Source organism: Nostoc sp. UIC 10607 (assembly GCF_047228265.1).
GTDB classification, from domain to species: domain Bacteria; phylum Cyanobacteriota; class Cyanobacteriia; order Cyanobacteriales; family Nostocaceae; genus Nostoc; species Nostoc foliaceum_A.
In genome coordinates, this window is the sequence record NZ_JBIQNW010000059.1 from 1 (window position 1) to 18,646 (window position 18,646).

16 protein-coding genes are annotated in these 18,646 nt (G+C 42.8%); 10 read left to right on the forward strand and 6 right to left on the reverse strand.

Annotated elements, in window-relative coordinates; genetic code table 11:
* Positions 1 to 47: 47 nt before the first annotated feature.
* The 3 genes from ACEYW6_RS29370 (at position 48) to ACEYW6_RS29380 (ending at position 1,638) form a co-directional block, all read left to right on the forward strand.
* Positions 48 to 194 (forward strand): hypothetical protein, encoded by a 147-nt coding sequence (locus ACEYW6_RS29370; RefSeq protein ID WP_412982535.1) that lies wholly within the window; start codon positions 48 to 50, stop codon positions 192 to 194.
* Between the two features lie 121 nt (positions 195 to 315).
* On the forward strand, positions 316 to 762 hold the full coding sequence (locus ACEYW6_RS29375; RefSeq protein ID WP_412982536.1) for a MarR family winged helix-turn-helix transcriptional regulator: 447 nt from the start codon (positions 316 to 318) through the stop codon (positions 760 to 762).
* A gap of 93 nt (positions 763 to 855) precedes the next feature.
* Complete coding sequence (locus tag ACEYW6_RS29380) at positions 856 to 1,638, forward strand: SDR family NAD(P)-dependent oxidoreductase (RefSeq protein WP_196522645.1); 783 nt, start codon at positions 856 to 858, stop codon at positions 1,636 to 1,638.
* 82 nt (positions 1,639 to 1,720) lie between these two features.
* Here the strand turns inward: ACEYW6_RS29380 and mobV are convergent, their stop codons facing one another.
* A complete protein-coding gene (gene mobV / locus ACEYW6_RS29385; protein ID WP_412982537.1) occupies positions 1,721 to 3,511 on the reverse strand; it encodes a MobV family relaxase in 1,791 nt (596 codons plus the stop codon).
* A gap of 410 nt (positions 3,512 to 3,921) precedes the next feature.
* Between mobV and ACEYW6_RS29390 the strand changes: the two genes are divergently transcribed.
* From ACEYW6_RS29390 to ltrA, 4 genes are all read left to right on the forward strand, one after another.
* Positions 3,922 to 4,188, forward strand: a complete 267-nt coding sequence (locus ACEYW6_RS29390) for a hypothetical protein (RefSeq protein WP_412982538.1) — start codon at positions 3,922 to 3,924, stop codon at positions 4,186 to 4,188.
* Positions 4,189 to 5,327: 1,139 nt separating this feature from the next.
* Positions 5,328 to 5,579: an HU family DNA-binding protein gene (locus tag ACEYW6_RS29395; RefSeq protein ID WP_412982539.1), complete on the forward strand. Its 252-nt coding sequence runs from the start codon at positions 5,328 to 5,330 to the stop codon at positions 5,577 to 5,579.
* Positions 5,580 to 5,694: 115 nt separating this feature from the next.
* Complete coding sequence (locus ACEYW6_RS29400; RefSeq protein WP_190899025.1) at positions 5,695 to 6,003, forward strand: hypothetical protein; 309 nt, start codon at positions 5,695 to 5,697, stop codon at positions 6,001 to 6,003.
* Positions 6,004 to 6,583: 580 nt separating this feature from the next.
* The gene (ltrA, locus tag ACEYW6_RS29405) at positions 6,584 to 8,275 is read left to right on the forward strand and encodes a group II intron reverse transcriptase/maturase (protein WP_412982540.1); all 1,692 of its coding nucleotides are present in this window, start codon (positions 6,584 to 6,586) and stop codon (positions 8,273 to 8,275) included.
* A gap of 360 nt (positions 8,276 to 8,635) precedes the next feature.
* Here ltrA and ACEYW6_RS29410 read toward each other — a convergent pair whose 3' ends face one another.
* Complete coding sequence (locus ACEYW6_RS29410) at positions 8,636 to 8,833, reverse strand: NblA/ycf18 family protein (protein WP_044520365.1); 198 nt, start codon at positions 8,831 to 8,833, stop codon at positions 8,636 to 8,638.
* A gap of 504 nt (positions 8,834 to 9,337) precedes the next feature.
* Positions 9,338 to 10,294: an AraC family transcriptional regulator N-terminal domain-containing protein gene (locus ACEYW6_RS29415; protein ID WP_412982541.1), complete on the reverse strand. Its 957-nt coding sequence runs from the start codon at positions 10,292 to 10,294 to the stop codon at positions 9,338 to 9,340.
* A gap of 157 nt (positions 10,295 to 10,451) precedes the next feature.
* On the opposite strand from ACEYW6_RS29415, the gene ACEYW6_RS29420 reads away from it, so the two are divergent.
* Positions 10,452 to 11,282: an oxidoreductase gene (locus tag ACEYW6_RS29420; RefSeq protein WP_412982542.1), complete on the forward strand. Its 831-nt coding sequence runs from the start codon at positions 10,452 to 10,454 to the stop codon at positions 11,280 to 11,282.
* A 1,146-nt stretch (positions 11,283 to 12,428) separates the two neighbouring features.
* Here ACEYW6_RS29420 and ACEYW6_RS29425 read toward each other — a convergent pair.
* The 3 genes from ACEYW6_RS29425 to ACEYW6_RS29435 all read right to left on the reverse strand — a co-directional run bounded on the left by ACEYW6_RS29425 (position 12,429) and on the right by ACEYW6_RS29435 (position 16,579).
* Positions 12,429 to 13,031, reverse strand: a complete 603-nt coding sequence (locus ACEYW6_RS29425) for a PEP-CTERM sorting domain-containing protein (RefSeq protein ID WP_412982543.1) — start codon at positions 13,029 to 13,031, stop codon at positions 12,429 to 12,431.
* A gap of 185 nt (positions 13,032 to 13,216) precedes the next feature.
* The gene (locus ACEYW6_RS29430; protein WP_412982544.1) at positions 13,217 to 15,190 is read right to left on the reverse strand and encodes a hypothetical protein; all 1,974 of its coding nucleotides are present in this window, start codon (positions 15,188 to 15,190) and stop codon (positions 13,217 to 13,219) included.
* Between the two features lie 720 nt (positions 15,191 to 15,910).
* Complete coding sequence (locus tag ACEYW6_RS29435; protein WP_412982545.1) at positions 15,911 to 16,579, reverse strand: class I SAM-dependent methyltransferase; 669 nt, start codon at positions 16,577 to 16,579, stop codon at positions 15,911 to 15,913.
* 773 nt (positions 16,580 to 17,352) lie between these two features.
* Between ACEYW6_RS29435 and ACEYW6_RS29440 the strand changes: the two genes are divergently transcribed.
* Positions 17,353 to 17,832 (forward strand): hypothetical protein, encoded by a 480-nt coding sequence (locus ACEYW6_RS29440; RefSeq protein ID WP_412982546.1) that lies wholly within the window; start codon positions 17,353 to 17,355, stop codon positions 17,830 to 17,832.
* Positions 17,833 to 18,069: 237 nt separating this feature from the next.
* On the forward strand, positions 18,070 to 18,600 hold the full coding sequence (locus ACEYW6_RS29445; RefSeq protein WP_412982547.1) for an ester cyclase: 531 nt from the start codon (positions 18,070 to 18,072) through the stop codon (positions 18,598 to 18,600).
* Positions 18,601 to 18,646 lie beyond the last annotated feature (46 nt).

The following is an 18,646-nucleotide window of genomic DNA, read 5'->3' on the forward strand; positions in this document are numbered from 1 at the left end:
TATCATTTTCAATAAGACTATTTTGAGTATTTTAACTGGTTGACAAAATGCACTTTATCTTAACCTCTCACGGATGGTTCACTACTAGAACGCTGACTATTAAAGACTCAATTCATCATCCTGCTGCTGCTGTTGCCTTAACTGCTGCCCATAATCGAGTAGCTGCTGGTTCCAATCGTCAGCCTTGCACTTGAGCCGCTTGGACTGTGGCAGTATTTCTTTAACAGGCTGGCATCACTAGCATTTTCTGGGGTATACTCAAAATAATTCAATTTTTGAAATGTTCTAATATTGAACAAATAATCAAGCCGCACTGTGGACAAAGCAGACGAATTAACGAGATATATTGCTATCCTGGCTGACCTTTTTGAGGTAGCACAGCAAAGTTCAGGAGAAGTGGTCAACCTGAATAAGCAGGAATGCCGTGTCATTAATGTAGTGGGGCAGTTCCAGCCACTAATGATGCGTGAGATTGCTGAACGAGCAAAACTCGGTATCACCAACACAACGGGAATTGTGGACAAGTTAGTTAAAAAGAAATATTTGTGCCGAGATCGTTGCGATGAAGACAGACGAATTGTGAAAATTTGTCTCACACCTGAAGGAGGGGAAATTTATGAAATGGAAATTGAGAATTACAGAAAGGTCAGTCGAGCAATTCTCAATGCTCTCAATGAGTCAGAGCAACAAGAGATGCTTCGGATGATGAAAAAAGCAGCAGCACAGATCAATCAACAGAAGGGTAATCTATTGACGACCTAACAGAATCAATTTTTTTAACTATAAAGTTCAAAAATTGAATTATTCAATAGATAAACTTTGTGTCTTTTAACAAACCAACGCAAGAGAAAAACCATGAACTACACCGGGAAAACTGCTCTGATTACTGGCGCATCCAGCGGCATCGGAGAATCTTTTGCTCATGAATTAGCAAAGCGACAAATGAACCTCGTTCTCGTAGCGCGCTCTTTTGATAAATTACAAACTCTGGCAGGGCAGCTACGTCACCGATACAGCATTCGTGTTGAAGTCATTACATCTGACCTCAGCCGTGAAGGAGAAGGGTTACGTGTCTATGAACAGACGCAAACAAGACAGTTGAGTGTTGATATGCTCGTGAACAACGCTGGCTTCAGTACTAACGGAATGTTTGAGTCGATTTCACCTGACAAAGACCATCAACAAGTCATGCTAAACGTTGTCTCTGTTGTGGATTTGACTCATGCGTTTATTCCAGCAATGTTAGCAAAGGCTGAGGGTACCATCATCAATATTGGTTCAACAACGAGCTTCTATCCATTACCTCGGCAGGCAGTATATGCAGCAACCAAAGCATTTGTTCTCTCATTCAGTGAAGCGTTATGGATTGAGTACCGAAAACGAGGAATTAAGGTGTTAGCTCTCTGTCCAGGTGCAACAGACACAGATTTCTTTAACACGATGGGGCGCGACGTTGTAGCTGGAAAGCATTCACCGCAGGAAGTTGTTCGTGTTGGGCTGTCAGCATTGGAGCAAAATCGGCATTATGTCATTCCCGGTTTCAAAAATTCCTTGGAATCAAATATTTTGCCGCGCCTATTACCTCGTGCTGCTATGGCAACCCTAGTTGGAATTGTGAGCCAACGCGCTTTCAAATAAGTTACTGACTTTGGCAGTATAGCAGACCCGTTGTTTACTAATTTAATGTCAGGCTCTCAAAAATCCTTCTCATGAAAAACCTTTAAAGGCTCAAATCATCTCTTTCATGCTGTTGCTGCTGTTGCCTTAACTGTCGCCCATAATCAAGTAGCTGCTGATTCCAATCATGTGCCTGAGATTTTTTGATTTTGGACTGTGGCAGTAGTTCTAATACACGCTGTGCCACCGCATCAGTGCTTTTATCGTTACCAAACGCCACCACTACATTATTGATATCTCGCAATCGCTCAAGAGGTAAGCAATTGAAGTCATCAATAGCCATATAGAGTGTTCGTTCGGGTGGAACATCGCCCCTGATAAGATATTCCAGCATGGCTCTTGAAATAGCATCAATGGGGGACTTACATAGAATCGCTGTTGAGGTTTTATCATTAGCTTTACCCCCCAAGTGGAAGTAAAACCAGCTGTCACGGCGTTTGGTTCCTTTCTCGTATCCCTTAAAAGTGTTGTTCTTTCCCCAAGTTCCTCTTAGGAATGCACCGTTACGTTGACCTTGTTGATTTCGCATGACAAAAACAGCATTTTGTTGCTGATCAGCGTAAACTAGCCCCTGGTTATGAAGCATTTGCACACAATCAGAGCGGATACCACGTTTTTGAGTGAGGTAATGTTCAACGGCAGACCAATTGTTTCTATCCTCAACTGGTAGCTGAAACGGGGTTCGCGGTTCTAACTGGATAATCTCAGCAGCCACTTCACGAGCTTTTGCGATCGCTGCTCGTTCTGCCCCAGCTTCCCCAAATCGTTCATGCAACCAGACAACCGCCTGCCGTAGATTGCACTGGTTGACGTGCATCACCAAGTCAATCGCCCCACCTGATCCCTTTTGTTGATCGGGGGCAAAGTCGTAGAATTTGGGCCCATCTATATTAATGATGTGTCCGTGACCCTTCCATTTTCCTTCCTCGTGGTGTAGCCCCAACTCCCAGGCGACATCAACAAGAGGCAAGTCGCGCAGTTGTTGGGTTTTCAATTCCAGCGTTCGCACAATTTCTTCTAGCCGTTGTCGTTCCTTCTCGCTGGCTCTAGCCCGTTGTTCTGCACGGGATAGTCGCTCTTGCATGAAAGCCCGGTCAGCCAGTTGGTGATTAATCGCTTGGAACTGGTCATCAGACTGAATCCTGGTTACATAACTACTAGCTGATTCAAATGGCGTTGGCGCTAATTGGTTATTTGTAATCACTGCGGTGAGTGGTTCACTGTTAACGGCTTGGTAATATTCTTTTACTTTGGTGTGGGTTGCTTTGCTGCCCTTAACCCCTCGTTCAATGCCCAAAGGAGCAAGTGCAGCCGCATAGCTATCTTGGAGCTTGGATAACTTGATTCTTCCCTGCCCACCTCTGCCGCCAAACATCGCGTCATGACTTACTCTCCCGGTTTTCTCGTTCAATGGCACGATGTAGGCGTGAATGTGTGGGGTACTTTCATCTAGGTGGAGTTCTGCCCTGACGCACTTTGATCCATAGTTTTGAGCTAGCCAGTCACGAGATGCACTCGCCCATTGCTGCATCAGTGAATCAGACCACTGCCCCGACAGAGATGGATCTTTTGGACGGAAATATTCAGGTGATGCCGAGAGAAACATTTCAGTGCATAACACTGCATCATGCCGAGGGCGATGCAGTAGCGTAGAGATTTTTTCAAAGACTATCTCTTCGAGTGCGCGTTCGTCTTCTCCCCCAATCAACCGGACATTCTCTTTAGTTGGATCTGCGTTGGGTGTTTCTCTGTTTCTGGTAACATGGTCATCACTTCCGGCAACGTTGCCGAATGTTTTTAGTTTCTCAATTCTAAGAATTGTTAGTGGCGACATAAAAAAATTATGCTACAAATGCAGTGCTTTTGTAGTACTCAAAAACCCCTTCGGGCGAACGGCGGTTTCATGTCACGAGCGCAGCGAGAGATGGCGCAGCCACCCGCAGGGCATGAAACCATAGTGAGTATGGTATCACTTATACAAATGCCCGAAATCCACTTTTGGGGGAGAAATCGCGCTTACTGCCTGGTGCGAAAATACGCCCAAAAGCACCTTTAGGGTACATAACGACAGTCGTTTGACAGTCATCGGGTTTTTGGGCAATGACAGTCAAACGACTGTCGTTTGGTACAGTAAAGGGGTACTTAGGGGTAGTTTACGGCGCATTTTGACAGTCATTGGAATTTGGTATCAATCAACACGATGCCTTACACACAATCCCCTATAATTCGGTAGGAATACAGGACATGGAGCAACCTAATTTGGAAGTGCTTTCGATTAAGCGCAGTCACGACAGTAGCGATGGTCAGTTGCTGCAATTTTTACGAGAGCGAGAGCATAAAATGTCGGGCAGAGGTTTGACTAAAATTGTTTTGAGTACTTTAAGGATGTGCTGGGGGCCTTTTGTCATGAAGCGTCAGGGTGCTGACAGCGACACTCTCAAGATTGCTGTGATTTACTCTGTCTCACAGTTGGAATTACAGATTCACTTGCTCAAGCAATTACTTGAGTAGACACTTGCTTTAATGGTGAGAGCGATTTGCAGTCTATCTCGAATGCTGGGTTGGCAAGTTGAAGTTGTTGAAGTTAGGGAGAGGGATTTTTGAAGTATAAGTGCAACACAGCCGTAATATAGAAAAACCGCCCGAAATTGGGCGAAAAAGTAGCTCCAAGCTAGTGGCAACAAGGATTATAGGCTTTTTGATGAGAAATAGCAGATGCTTTTGGCTTAGTGCAGACTAAGCCCAGGCTTAGTCTGCAACAACTTTTTTGAATGACAAACAGAAATTACTCAAACCCTAGAATTAGTCTAGGCTTAGTCTACGACTATCCTGGACTAAGCCTAGACTAAGCCAAAAGAAATTGTGATTGGATATACAATTTGGTGATTTAAAAACCACTAATTGCATAGACTTAGTGGTGATTATAAATGTGTAGCTAGTGTCCACTGATAATGACCAAACCTGGGATGAGGACACTGACGGTTTGATCGATTTAGAACTGTCATTGGAAATGAAACAGAAATACAAGCTGTTTGGTGTCGAGTAGTAGTTGAGAAAAAGATCATTTCAATTGCCTTGGACATTTCCTCTCTCCACCCCTCTTACCCCCCGCAATACGGAAAGTGAAAAGAGGGGTGAACTCATCGGTGGCTTTTGTCGTGATTGTGTAGTTATTCAGTAGTATTTTTTGATGGCTATTTTTTTCTTTTTCAGTTTTGGCTCAAAAAAACTGGCCAAACTTTTTGGCGTACTGTGCGTAAGTTTTGGTCAAGAATTTTTGGCGGAGAAATCAGGGTGGTAAATTAGCTTTTTGGGGTCTAAGTCCTTAGATTTACCTTATGTTTACCTTGTAAATACCTTGGAAATGCCATTGCAGTACCTTATTTTTGACAAAAAAGAGCCATTTTGTAAAAAAGGATGATTTTCAGTGTTAAAGGTGCAAATAAATCCTTATATTTGCCATTGGAATACCATTAAAATGCCATTGCAGAACCTTATTTCTGACATTTTGATAAAATCCTTGTAAATACCTTATAAATGCCTTTCGAGTTAATTAATGCTTAGGATGCGAACTTTTTCGTCAGCCAAAAAAATTAGTATGATTTCGCCACTCACCTGCACATAGAAAATCTTTAGGGAGCGGAAGCGAGATGTCTATCGATAAAAAGGAATTGGTACGGCGCGTTCAAGAACGTTTAAGCAAAGGCAGTGGCACAGTTGAAGAAATTATTGATGCCACTGTAGAAGAAATTTATGAATCGCTAAAACTTGGAGAGAGTGTTTCTCTACGGAACTTTGGCACTTTTTACGTCAGAACAGGACGAGAGTGTTGGGTGTTTAAGTTCAATCCCTCACAACGGTTACGTCAGTTGTTTGGCTGGTCATCTACTTACAAGCCATAACATCATCTGGAGGCGAACTTCTCTACCACGTACCTGAGAGTGTGATGCCATTCCATCAAGCCTGATAATATCAAGAGCGAAGAAAATGAAATTGATGATGAGCCAGGGGTAAGGTATGGAAGCCAAAAGTGAGGTAACAATAAAATTTAGCGGGTCACTACCAACAGCCACACCAGCAGAAAATAAAAAAGTTGCAATCGAGTTGACTGATCAGAACGGCATAGTCTTCACTGCTCAAGTTAATGCTAAAAGCTGGCGGAAGGCTGAAACTAGCGCCTCGGAGTTTGCAGACTGGGCTGGGGCTGTATCGGGCAAGCTTGGACAGCGCACAGAAAACGGGTTTGAAGTGATTGATGCTGGGATTCAGATATTTGAAAAGAAAGTGCGATCCGTTGACGAGAAATCAAGCCAAGTCCCGGCTTGAGGGATTCGTCGCTAGGTTAAAATTTTTTTACAGAACCTAGACAACTGTAAATCCGTGCAAGTGTAATTCTTGCCCTCCTTGGTGAGGGAGTGAAAGCAATACCCCTGAGGTAGCGACTAGTCATCAATCCTCAAAGCGGGGTGTAATGGAGGTAACTGGGAACCTAACCTAGAATCCCTTCTAGCACAGATGTGTATGGGTAACGTGAGTGAAGGCGGTTTACTGTCGTAACGAATAACCAGCGAAATTAGGTTGAGACGCTGGAGCCAAAAGGCAATGGTTATAAGAAAGTCCATTTCTGCGACATTCAAGGGCTGGTCATATTTCTTGTGACAAGCAATCACCCCACAGATAATCCGGCAGGGTACGCCACCCTAAATACATCGCCAAACGGATATACGGAACGGAGTAAACCTTGAAATGCTCTCAGGCAAAAGGTCGATGACCTGAGCAGGTGCTAACCGTATGCAATCAAGGTGAAGATTGAGTCAGAAGCTAAAGCCCCGTTGTAATAACGAGGATATGCTGACGGACTCACGGTTGATTGAAAGAAATAGCTACTAAGTAGAGTGGAAATGTTATGGACACGGTGTCACCACCGATGTATAGATGGAATACAATCCCTTGGCGTAAGCTAGAAAGGGCAGTATTTAAGCTCCAAAAGCGGATATTTCAAGCCTCTCAACGTGGAGATGTCCGAGCAATCCACAGGCTACAACGTCTTCTAATACACTCGTCTTCAGCTAAATACTTAGCGGTAAGAAGGGTAACACAGGATAATCAAGGTAAGAAAACCGCAGGTGTGGATGGAGTAAAATCTCTAACCCCAGAAGCGCGTTTGAAACTGGTAAATAACCTGAAATTGAAACCCTCCGGTAAAGCAACGCGACGCGTTTGGATTCCCAAGCCAGGCAAAAACGAAAAACGCCCATTAGGAATACCAACCATGTATGACCGGGCATTACAAGCATTGGTCAAAATGGCAATGGAACCCGAATGGGAAGCTAAGTTTGAAGCAAAAAGCTATGGTTTTAGACCCGGACGTTCAGCCCATGATGCAATACAAGCAATATTTTCGAGTATTAAGCAGTGTCCAAAGTACGTTTTGGATGCCGATATATCGAAATGCTTCGACCGCATTAACCACTCGAAACTGCTCCAAAAAACTGAGACATTTCCAAAACTCAAACGAATTCTCAGTCAATGGCTCAAAGCAGGCGTAAAGGATGGAAACAATTGGTTGACAACAGAAGAAGGCACTCCACAAGGAGGTGTCATCTCACCTTTACTAGCGAATATAGCCCTTCATGGACTGGAAACAGCAGTGAGGGCAGCTATCCCTGGTTCAATTACCGTTAATGGTAAACGCCAACACAATTGGAAACCAGAAGTTGTTAGGTATGCCGATGACTTTGTAATCCTACATAGAGATGTACAAGTTCTCAAAAAGTGCCAACAAGTAGCACAAGAGTGGTTAAAACAAATTGGGTTGGAAATTAATTGGGAGAAAACACAAATTGTTCACTCCCTGGAATCCGGCAAGGGCTATCAAACAGGTTTTGACTTCTTAGGGTTTGAAATCCGGCAATATCACACTGATAAACATAATTCAGCCAGAAATTACCAGAACGAACCTTTAGGGTTTAAAACCATCATAAAACCTAGCTTCCAAGCCATACAAAGGCATTATGAACACTTAGCCACAATCGTAGATCAACATCGCTCGACACCTCAATATGTCTTAATACAGCGACTCAACTCAGTGATAACGGGATGGACTAACTACTATAGAACTGCTTGTAGTGGAAAAACTTTCCGTAAGCTGGATGAACTGATCTACAAGAAATTGCTGGCATGGGCAATCAGAAGACATCAAAATATAGGAATCAGGGAAGTAGTCAATAAGTATTGGCGACAAATTGGTAAGGCGAAATGGACTTTTGCAACTACAGAAGGACTATATCTGGGAAGGCATTCAGCTACACCCAAAATCCGACATTTAATTGTGAAAGGTTCATCATCCCCATTCGACGGTAATTGGCAATACTGGACTACTCGATTAAGAAAACACCCTGAAATAAATCCAAAAGTAGCAAAATTACTTAAACTCCAGAAAGGAGTTTGTGTACATTGTGGATTGCTCTTCAAATCGGGAGATTTAATTGAAGTCCATCATCAGGACGGTTGTACCTCAAACAACCACGTCAATAATCTCATGGCTTTACACCGTCACTGTCACGACCAAATTCACGGACAGAAGGTTTATAAATAGAAGCCAAATCTCAACCAACCAGAGGTATACATGACAGGTATCAATCGACTGAGGAGCCGTGTGAGTTGGAAACTCTCATGCACGGTTTTGAAGACCAGTGAGGTTGGCGACAGCCTCACTAAGTTTAATGCGAAAGAGCCTAAACCAGATGCAGAGGTTGCTGAAGCTGGCGCAAGTTCATAGATGTGTCTCAAGCATTCAGCAGCACATTTCCACCGGGAGCAATGAGATATTTGCTCCCGGTGAAAGCACTTTCAATTGGCGCTCCAACATCCTAAAAAGTGGAATCGCTAGAATGCAAAAAAATGAAATACACGACATTTATATATCTACAACAGGTTTGATATTTACCAGCAGTCTTTACCCCCAGACAGCATCTGAATCTAGTTTCCACTCATGCTTGAGCAATTCCTGGTATGTCGTTTCTCGAATCATCATCTGCTTATACAGCATGAGCAAAAGCTCTTGAGCTTGTTCACGGGACATCTGCTGCACTTGGTCAGCAAAAGTTCTCAGGCTAAATTCTTGTTCTAAAGATAATGTCATAGGTTGATTCATTTCAGGCTCAATCGCCCAACTGGAGGAAAACTTTTTTGGGAAATGCTAAAAATCTGGAGAGGAAGTGTTAATACCTAGCTGCGGTTAGTAGTCGTACACTTATTGAGCTATTGGGCATTCTCCTCTTTAGTGGTGTTGCACCTAGATTGTGAATTTATATTAACAAGTATAACAAAATATTTACAAAGCTGAGGCGATGGTAGATCAAAGCTTAAAAACATCATGTACCCTGATACCTCAGAGATCCTTTTGGTCAAAGACCAAAAAGGTATTACACCACCAATTGATGAGACTACTTAAACCAAGCTATATGATCTTTAGCATTAGTTTAAGCAAAGCGCTTACCGTCTCCAGTGCTTTACTTATGCCTCATTGCAGAGATTAAATATTTTTCAACTGCGAATTCAACGAAATCCTAACAACGTAAAATCAATAATTTTCGCTCTTGATTCCACGAAATAGCCCATTAGTGGAATGTCTGTTATTTATAGCGAACTGCAATGTTCAGGCGATTCGTAAACGTTCAATATCCTTCATGGGTGGAGTACCAAATAAGCGAGAATATTCACGACTGAACTGTGAAGGACTCTCATAACCAACCTGATAAGCAGCAGAGGTTGCATCAGCGTTTTCAGCCAGCATCAGACGACGTGCTTCCAATAATCTCAACTGTTTTTGATATTGCAATGGACTCATTGAGGTAACTGCCTTGAAATGGCGATGGAATGATGCAGGAGACATACTCGCTTGCTGAGCTAAATCATCAACGCGTAATGATTTTGTAAAATTAGCTTTGATAAGTTTAATTACCTCTGCAACGCGCTGCATATTGCTGCCTGATGCCGCAATCTGCCAAACCGCTTCGTCTTGTTCACCAATTAAAAGACGGTAATAGATTTCGCGAATAATCATCGGTGCCAGGAATGGAATATCCTGGGGCGTATCCAGCAGCCGTGTTAGTCTAGTGGCACAATCAATCAACGGTGCATTAGCATCACTAACGAACAAGCCTCTAACCGAAGTTTCTTTTTTATCTGGGCTGTGGTGGATTTGCTCGATAATATTCCAAAGCTGAGTTGCATCCAAGCTCAGCTTAAAGCATAGGTACGGCTTATCCGGTGTCGCTTCGACAATATTTCCACTAAGTGGCAGATCCACTGTGACAACAATATATTGAGCCACACCATAGTGATAGGTTTCCTTGCCCAGTAAGGTTTCTTTTTTACCCTGAAGAATAATGCAAAGTGTCGGTTCATACACAGCGCACAGTGCTGTAGGAGCAGCAGATTCCCGCATAAATTCTAACTGAGCGATCGCGGTTGAATGGATACCGTTCCCCAAGTCATCCGTATGGTGAGTTACTAGTTCCACCAGTTCTTGACAAGCATGAATCGCCGTCTCGCGTTTCAAGGGTTCAATTGCCATAGCAGTTTCTTGATCGCTCTCATCATTTTGTTGCACCTAATTATAGAGGATTCTTTTGAGTACCATCGTTCTGCTTGAGAGGATTAGGCAATGATCTGCGAGGTTTATGTATTTAGAACCTCTTTTCTAAAGCCTATGATGAACCCATACCAGAAAAGCAATGAAAGGATAAGGCAATAAAGGATATATACAAATGACTCAGAAAACATGGTTCATTACGGGTGCTTCTCGTGGAATTGGAGCCGAAATCGCGAAAGCTGTTTTGGCAGCAGGAGATCAATTAATTGCAACCGCCCGCAAAAAAACTGAGCTGGATCAATTTGAGTCAAACCCAAATGTGTTGACGCTCAGTTTGGATATTACCGACGAGGCTCAGGTGCAAGCAGCAGTTGCAGCAGGACTGGAACGCTTTGGGCAGATCGATGTATTAGTCAACAATGCGGGATTTGGTGTACTCGGCGGTATCGAAGAAACCAGCGCAGAAGAGGTTGAGCGGGTTTATCGCACGAATGTCTTCGGGCTGTTGAACATGACTCGTGCCGTATTGCCCAGTATGCGTCAACACCGCTCTGGACACATTATCAACCTATCGTCGATCGGGGGCTATCGCTCTACTCCAGGGTGGGGAATCTACTCCTCAACCAAGTTTGCCGTTGAAGGCATTACCGAAGCGCTGCATGATGAGTTAGCGCCTCTGGGCATCCATGCAACGGTGGTCGAGCCAGGATACTTCCGCACCAATTTTCTCGATGGCAGTTCACTCCAGCGCACTGCAATGGAAATTCCCGATTACGCCGAGACAGTTGGTAAAGTTCGTAAAATCGCCTCTGACCTGAGCTATCAACAACCGGGAGACCCCACCAAGCTTGCTCAAGCGATGCTTCAACTTGCGAATGCGGATACGCCACCGCTACGGTTGCCGCTCGGCACAGACACCCTTCGAGCCATTGCTGAGAAAAACGCTTACGTCGAGCAAGAGACGGCACAATGGCGGACTCTGGCTGAATCCACTGATTACAGATAGTGGAAGATGGTGAAAAAAAAGTAGATATGAATAAATGCTTCAAGTTCTCGGTGGCAAGATTACTTCTTACTGAGGACTTGAGCCGCGTCACAAAGGTTATGTTCCTGACTTGGTTACATCAAGGTGTTGATCTTCAGTCTGCCAAAGAGCGATTGCGTAGAGAAAGGAATTGTTGATGCTTGGCGATCGCATCCTGGTGAGCTTGTTCACGGCGTTTAAGTAGCATCTGTGCAAGAACTAAAGCAGCAAAGAGAAGATGATTTGAGTCTTTAAATATTTTTTATGATGAAAATTTTTGAGAGCGTGACACTAAATTGGTATTGAGCCGAGATGTGAGTAAAAACCTGCAAGATGGTCTGGAAACTCTTACTATATATAGGGTTTAGGCATTTTTCAGTAAAATTGTCAGGAGAGCGCAAATCTTGGGTATGTATCGCTACAAGAACTGGAGTATTTATTAATTTTATTTACAGGTTTTACAGGTTGAACGATAAATATATTTCGCCGTAATATTCGCTGAAACTCTTACAGGAAAGGTCTTACAGCCAAAAATATAAGCCTCTTCCCACACAGTATTTATTATTCTCTGTGGTAGACGAGAAGCAATTATTGACCCTCAGAGTGCAAGTATGTTCGGGCAAAATCCTACTTTCGCCTCAAAAACGCTCAAACTTATATACAGCAAGGCTTTTCAGACCATCTTGCTGCTTTTTACTTGTATCTCGGCTCAATACCATTTGGGGAATTCGCAAACGGTATCCGTATCTTGGCAGCAACCCCAAAATAGGCTACTGCCTCTACGCACAACTTTCACGTCGCGCATCTCGGCTCAATACCTTTTAGGGGTAGTGTTACGGAAGCTGTCACCAGGGGCAAAGTAGCCTGTAAGTACTACGATACAAACGTTTCAGCTTTGATGATGATTTTGGATACCGATCGCTCACCATTGCTAAAAAGTTCCGATTTGAATTGGAGTCGGAACTTTCATAGCGATTTTTATGTGCTGTTCAACTCTTTTTACTCACTGAACCAGAATCAAAGTGGATAAAGTTCCAACTCCTCTAAGAGAAGATGTAGAGCGATAAGAAAGAAGACAGAGTAAAGGGATGTCTCTCTAGGTGATGGCGCAAGCAATAGTCTGCTGCGTTAGGCTACTTTTACCCCTAAATGCTTGCTTTTATGAGGCTTTTTTCGGGAAGCTACTGCTTGCTTTCGTTTCCTCCACCAGCCAAAACCAAGAGCAATTAATGAGCCACCTACTGTATGAGGTTCGGGAACAGGACGTGGAGTGATACTAAAGTTGCCATAATCCACATCACTTGAAAGCTCTGAATAACCTTCACTTAAACTACTGTAGAATACGTTAACGTTTCCTTGACCGTCTTCCCCGTTACCAGAAACCAGGTAAGAAAAACCGTTCGTGGTTAACAGTGGCTCACTCGCATTCAACAGATTATCGTTGACACCGTATGTACCCGGTGAGAGCAACCCGATTATTGTCTCTGCAATTCCTTGATCTGTCCTTGTCCCACTTATACCTGTGATTGTGTAATTGTTGTTTATGGGGTCTAGATCAGTTGTAGTAAGAGTGCCGCTAGCTGAAATAGCCGTACCATTTGCTTCGTAACGGGGAAAAGAATACTGAAAATCAAATAACTGTGCAGCTTGCGCTGTAGAATACGCACCGACACCAGTCAAGCCGACAACAGCACTAGCGGTAGCAATGCCAAGCTTTTTGACTAATTCCATTAGATAATTCTCCAAAAAAATAAAGTAAAAATTCTGGTAGGAGTCAGAATATTCTTTCTTCTGGCTCCCAAACCCCTGTTTCCAAATAAAAAGTAATATCTTTGAACGCAACTCCGTATTACTTTTGCCCGAAGTTAGTGTCGGATGAAAGGTAGATTCACTCTTTGTATCAGCCTCAGTTTCAATTAGAAGTTCCCAGGAACGTCATCAAGTGCTAGTAAGAAATTAATCAGGTCTGTTTGCTGGTTTGGATTAAACCCAGCCTGCCTATCTACATAGAAGTCATGACCTGTGCCATCAAGGTTACTACGCACTAAACTAGGGTTAGCTTTGTTGGCTTTCACAACTTTTGCACGAAGTTCACGATCAACTAAAGCACGCAGGCTACTAGCAGCATCGGCAGGTATACCAAGGCTTAGAGTGCCAGTTAGCCCTAACCCACTCTTGTCAAAAACCGTGAAGCTACCATTTGAGTCAACTTTCAGACTTCCTGCTCGTACAGCTGCACCACCATCATGCAAATATGGCGCACTTAAATAAAGACCACGCAAGGAGGTAGTTTTGTAACCACCTTTTGGCAATATACCTTTGGGTAGAGTTGTGGGAGTATCGGAGATCCCCTGCGTTGGTACATCCAACACTTCAGCATCAGCAGGTATCGGAACGGGAGTGTTGAAAGTGTATAACTTGGGTGGCACTAACAATTTATTCAGCCCCAGGCGAGACTGAGCGCGGGCTGGATTAGTACCGATTTCATCGAGTGAATGAATTTTGTTGTCAGTGAAGAAGGGTGGAATATGGCAAGTTGCACAATTAGCTTTCTCAAATACTTTTGCTCCACGCTTAACAGAATTGCTGTTCAACGCTTGCCAGTTTTCCGAAGTCTGGTTGGCAGGTGGTACTAAGCTATTTTGAAAAGCAGACATGGCGTTGTCAGCAAATAGGAAAGTCCCACTGGCAATATCTCCGGGCTTTCCAGTATTTGGACTGAAAACTAAACCGTTGTAAGTAAATAAACTGGGGCGCAGGTTTGGATAAGTTCCTGTGCCAGGAGCGGAAATTTGGTCTTCTAATTCTGCTTGTGTAGGATTCGGTGCAATTACCCCCCGCAGCCATTCAGAGGGTTTTACTATCACTCCTTCTGGTAAACGTAGATTGGGAACGGCAGCATTTTGAAGAAATGTACCAATATAAACTTCTGGATCAATACCAAGAGTCTCTGCACTGAGTTGAGCAGCTGCCAATAGATTGATTTCTGAAGAATGAACAGCGTTGTTGACAGCGCTGAGTCCCGCAAATGGCCCCACCGCAAACTGTCCATCAAGGAAATAAGGATGATTTTTAAATGTGAAAATACTGGGGATTTGAGTAGTATTGTTGATACTATCTGAAGAACTTTCAAAATTACCAAAAGGTACATCCAATACTGCATCGTCAAAAGCTTTTTCAAACTTTTCTGGATCAGGTAATTCTACTTTATTACCTTTACTATCTAGAATAATTTTCCCATTGCCTTGGTATTGTGGGTTTAGGGGATTCAACTTTAAACGCGAAAACGCCGCAGAAGAATTTGGTGCTAAAGCAACTAGCAATGGCGTGGCAATTTCGCCATTAGGTACTCCCAAAAGACGTTCACCCTTATTTGAAAGGGATACATGGCAAGCAGCACAGCTAATATCAATGTTAGGTGTGATTCCCAGCCCAATGGGAAAAGTTCCTCCCCTTTCCATTTTTAAGCCTGTATTGACGACAGTTCCTTTGGGGAAAGTTCGACTACCTAACGCTATATCCTTCTGAAGAATAATTTGTAAGTTCGTTGTTGGCTGACCTTGCAGCTTAACTATTGCTGTCTGTAATTCTGGTAAAATTCTAGCAATGCCAAGTCCAAAACCAAATACCCCTTGCAAACCGAATATATCTCCAATCTTACGGTTGAAAAATATATCTTCACCTTGCACTATTAATTCCTTAGTAATTTTTACTGCCCCAACCCGTTGATAGGAAGTTGAGTCATTAGGATCTAGCCCTTTTTCTGTCACTACTTGCGCTGCTTCTTGAGGGTTAAGTAGTTTGCCAAAATAGTCGTAATACCCTAGCGGTTGAGTCGGTGCAGGTTGCAAAAGATCGATTTTTGCGAAGGCTGTCTGGCTTGTTACCAACCAATTTGATAACAAGATGCCAAAAACACTAATGATAAAAACGCAGATTAATAAGAAAATCTTGGTTTTGGAAGTATAAAATATCCTACCTATACCAGTCTTAGGGTTGTTTTTTTTTGTTTCATAGTGAGCAATGCACTAAAAGCTTACAAGTAGATATATCACACTATTACGTAAATATATGTAAAGTAAAAACATCAAGTAATAATGATGAAATTACTGTAACTGTTTACGGGGGTAACGAGAGAATAAGGGTTACAGGCAAATAGTCGGATGATTTAGCTTTGTTTCCTCCAACTCAAGGGCTTGATAGTGGCTCAAGCACTTTTAATTGCCGATTCCACTTTTTTCTAACAACGTAGAAATAATAATTTTCGCCATTGATTACACGTATTAGCCCTTACGTGTAACGCAACTATATATGATGTGAAGAATGGCTAAATTGAGGCTGGGAACGCTTAAGATATGAGCCTTTGGAAGTTTTTGCTACCTAAAAGTTATAGTCACTCAAATAATTGTTATGCCGGGAACAAAGCAGTATGACATTTAGCACCATTGTCGTATTATTCAGTGCAATGGTTATTCTGGCTTCTATTCCCAGTGTTAGTGTATTAGCTCAATACCTTGTTAGTATCAATACCTGCGTTAAAATGCCTTTATTCTAAAAGAATGTAGAGCGGCCGCAAAAGTTTTCAGTCTGCTAATTATAGGTCACTACAACTACGTGTTACGCAGCACAACAGCCTCTTGAACAGCATTTACGGTTTCGCTAACAATTTCAAATCCGGCTTGTTCAAAGGCTTGCAGAAAGTCGCGGCGCTTGAATTTATTGAGTCCAAGGTCATACATCGAATGACACTTAACTCCCGGATGGTGTCTATTATAAGCAGCCACAACACGCGCATCGCCAAGAATGAGATGCGCCCACGGTAGCTTCAAGCGGTTTCCAATTGCGTGGAATCCATGATCGCCAAAGGGGCTGTAGTAAAGTGGACTAAAACCAGTTATCAGTAAACCACCTTTCCACAGAACCCGTTTTACTGAGAGAAGAACTTGATCTAGGTTCATAATATGTTCAAAAGTGTCTTTGGAAATTACGAAATCGACCTTGCCCTCAAGTGCCATCTCGCTAATATCCAAGTGATGAAACTCTATCCTGTTGGCGATATTAGGAAAGCGTTCCGCTACGATCCGATTGGCAAATTCGATGCGGTTACCAATGAGGTCAAGACCAATCACCCGCTGCGCTCCCGAAATAGCTGCATCAATGCACAGTGCCCCATGTCCACAGCCAATAGCGATACTGAGTATTGCAATACTTGCGGTAATCCTGTCTACTGGGATGGCGAAGAGTATTATTGCTCTTATTGCGCTCGCCAGTTGCGGCACTCCGAGGACTCGGCGTAGATCGAAGGTTCGTGCCACCAAGTGCAGCCTATGGCTATAAACCTTATATAGCAACAGTTACAGAGATTGATACGAGATTTAAGCGCGAACGCAAAAAGATAAGTTGCACAAATAACTTTTCTAGTGCAGAGACAGTAAAATAACTTTGCCTAAAACAGAGCTTGGAGTACCTGGAAGTGTGGGTGTCAAAGTATTATCGCTCCGTCTCGAAACTAAAAAACATTGCCTAAAAGGAGACAAACTAGGCAAAGTTCTCATTTGTATTTCTTATCAATTACCCCTGAAAAATCGGTCATTTTTACATAACTTTACAAGGCTGCACCTGGTGACACGAACCTTCTATTTTCGCCAGATGGAAGTATTTGGTCTAGTTATTATCCTTTGACTAAAGACCAATGGCGGCGCGGTTGCTGCCGGATTGAATATTTGAAAAAGCTTGATGAAAGTTTTTGCAATGCTTAATGGTGTAAAAGCACAGTTATTGAAAAGTTGTTGTGAAGCGATTTTGAAGAGTCAGTGATCACCGAAGACATCCACCGATAGCTCATTGTAAGATGGGCATATATACAGAAATCCTTATAGTGAACTCTCATTATTCTATTGTGTCCTTTTAGGCACATCAACCACATCAATCGCCCCCATATTCTGGGGGTATTTTTATGGCGGTAGTGGATCTTGCAGTACCATTGGGCTGTGTTAGCGTCTGGTACATAGTATTCTAGTTAGACACTGATGGTAGTAACAGGGGATGAAGTATGGGAGAAGCTAAACGCAGAAAACAGCTTTTGGGTGATGTCTACGGTTCACGAGTTAATTTAGAAAAATGCCCCATACCTTCAGAAATTAGCCTTGGATATGTCAGTGATGAAGCATTGGCAACCACAAAAGCCCAACTGCATAGGATGCCTGATGATTTTAAATCCACCTTTTTCATCGCCTTGACAAAAGCTCAAACTATAGTTGAGCCAGGAATTGTTTTCTCTGAAGCTCTAAAGTTTTCCGGTGGGGTCGGTGTCGAAGTTACATTCCGCTCCGACATTGAAATTTTTGTCAAATCCCGGTGTAATACTCCAGTTCTGGGCTTACGCCTGATACAAAAGCTCAAAAATATAGACTACAATACTCATCGAGTAATAGCTATCCTTGCTGGCTCTGATACTCCCATGCTCCCGATTAACGTCTATTCTGTTCAGCAAATCGAAACTCTGCTTAAGTACCTCAATGAAGACAGATAAACACAACTTTAGTGGCAATAAATAGAAAACCGCCTTCTTCAGATGAAAAATCGTTGACAGATACTCAAAGACACAGGGGCAGCGCGAACAATATAATTTCTACCTCTGCCATGAGGTATTGGCAGAGATAGAAGCACTTTCAATCGTCTATTCCACGAATGACTAAGAAAGTGGAATCCCTAGAATCTAAGAAAAATTAAGGTTTACTGGGAAGCGATCGCTTCTGAGCAAGCCTCTATGCTTGAAGGGTGTATGTGTAGAGAAATCAGTCTAACTGAACAAAATAAAGATATCGTTCTTCAGTTCTATGGAGCTTTCGACAGCCGGAATATTAGCCAAGCCTTGGCACTTCTAGCCCCCAATTTTGTAGCTCACATGGCTGGCACACCTGCCCCTCTTGACAGTGAAGGTTTTAAACAGTTTGGTATGGCTTTCTACTTAGCCTTTACAAACGGTCAACATACATTTGACCAAGTGCTTATTGAAGGAGATAAAGTCGTTACTTGTGGAACATTTACAGCTACACATTTTGGAGAATTCCAAGGTCTTCCTCCAACTCTTAAGCAAATTAAGTTATCAATCATGCATATTGATCGCGTTGAAAACGGCTTAATTGTAGAACATTGGGGGCAAGGCGATGCATTTGGATTAATGCAACAGTTGGGTATTGTCTTTTTACCAGGGCCTGCGCTTTTTCCACATATTATTAAAAGTCTCTTATCCAAGCTGTTTAAGAAGCCAAGAGGAATTAATAACTTAGGGGTATGATGTTCATTTCAGCTAGCCATTACCGAGCAAGAAGGGTACATCCTTG

Bases quoted from the DNA above. Each gene is read 5' to 3' on its own strand.
- ACEYW6_RS29370 (WP_412982535.1), top strand. From the start codon at position 48: ATGCACTTTATCTTAACCTCTCACGGATGGTTCACTACTAGAACGCTG.
- ACEYW6_RS29380 (WP_196522645.1), top strand. From the start codon at position 856: ATGAACTACACCGGGAAAACTGCTCTGATTACTGGCGCATCCAGCGGC.
- mobV (WP_412982537.1), bottom strand. From the start codon at position 3,511: ATGTCGCCACTAACAATTCTTAGAATTGAGAAACTAAAAACATTCGGC.
- ACEYW6_RS29390 (WP_412982538.1), top strand. From the start codon at position 3,922: ATGGAGCAACCTAATTTGGAAGTGCTTTCGATTAAGCGCAGTCACGAC.
- ACEYW6_RS29395 (WP_412982539.1), top strand. From the start codon at position 5,328: ATGTCTATCGATAAAAAGGAATTGGTACGGCGCGTTCAAGAACGTTTA.
- ACEYW6_RS29400 (WP_190899025.1), top strand. From the start codon at position 5,695: ATGGAAGCCAAAAGTGAGGTAACAATAAAATTTAGCGGGTCACTACCA.
- ltrA (WP_412982540.1), top strand. From the start codon at position 6,584: ATGGACACGGTGTCACCACCGATGTATAGATGGAATACAATCCCTTGG.
- ACEYW6_RS29410 (WP_044520365.1), bottom strand. From the start codon at position 8,833: ATGAATCAACCTATGACATTATCTTTAGAACAAGAATTTAGCCTGAGA.
- ACEYW6_RS29420 (WP_412982542.1), top strand. From the start codon at position 10,452: ATGACTCAGAAAACATGGTTCATTACGGGTGCTTCTCGTGGAATTGGA.
- ACEYW6_RS29425 (WP_412982543.1), bottom strand. From the start codon at position 13,031: ATGGAATTAGTCAAAAAGCTTGGCATTGCTACCGCTAGTGCTGTTGTC.
- ACEYW6_RS29440 (WP_412982546.1), top strand. From the start codon at position 17,353: ATGGGAGAAGCTAAACGCAGAAAACAGCTTTTGGGTGATGTCTACGGT.
- ACEYW6_RS29445 (WP_412982547.1), top strand. From the start codon at position 18,070: ATGCTTGAAGGGTGTATGTGTAGAGAAATCAGTCTAACTGAACAAAAT.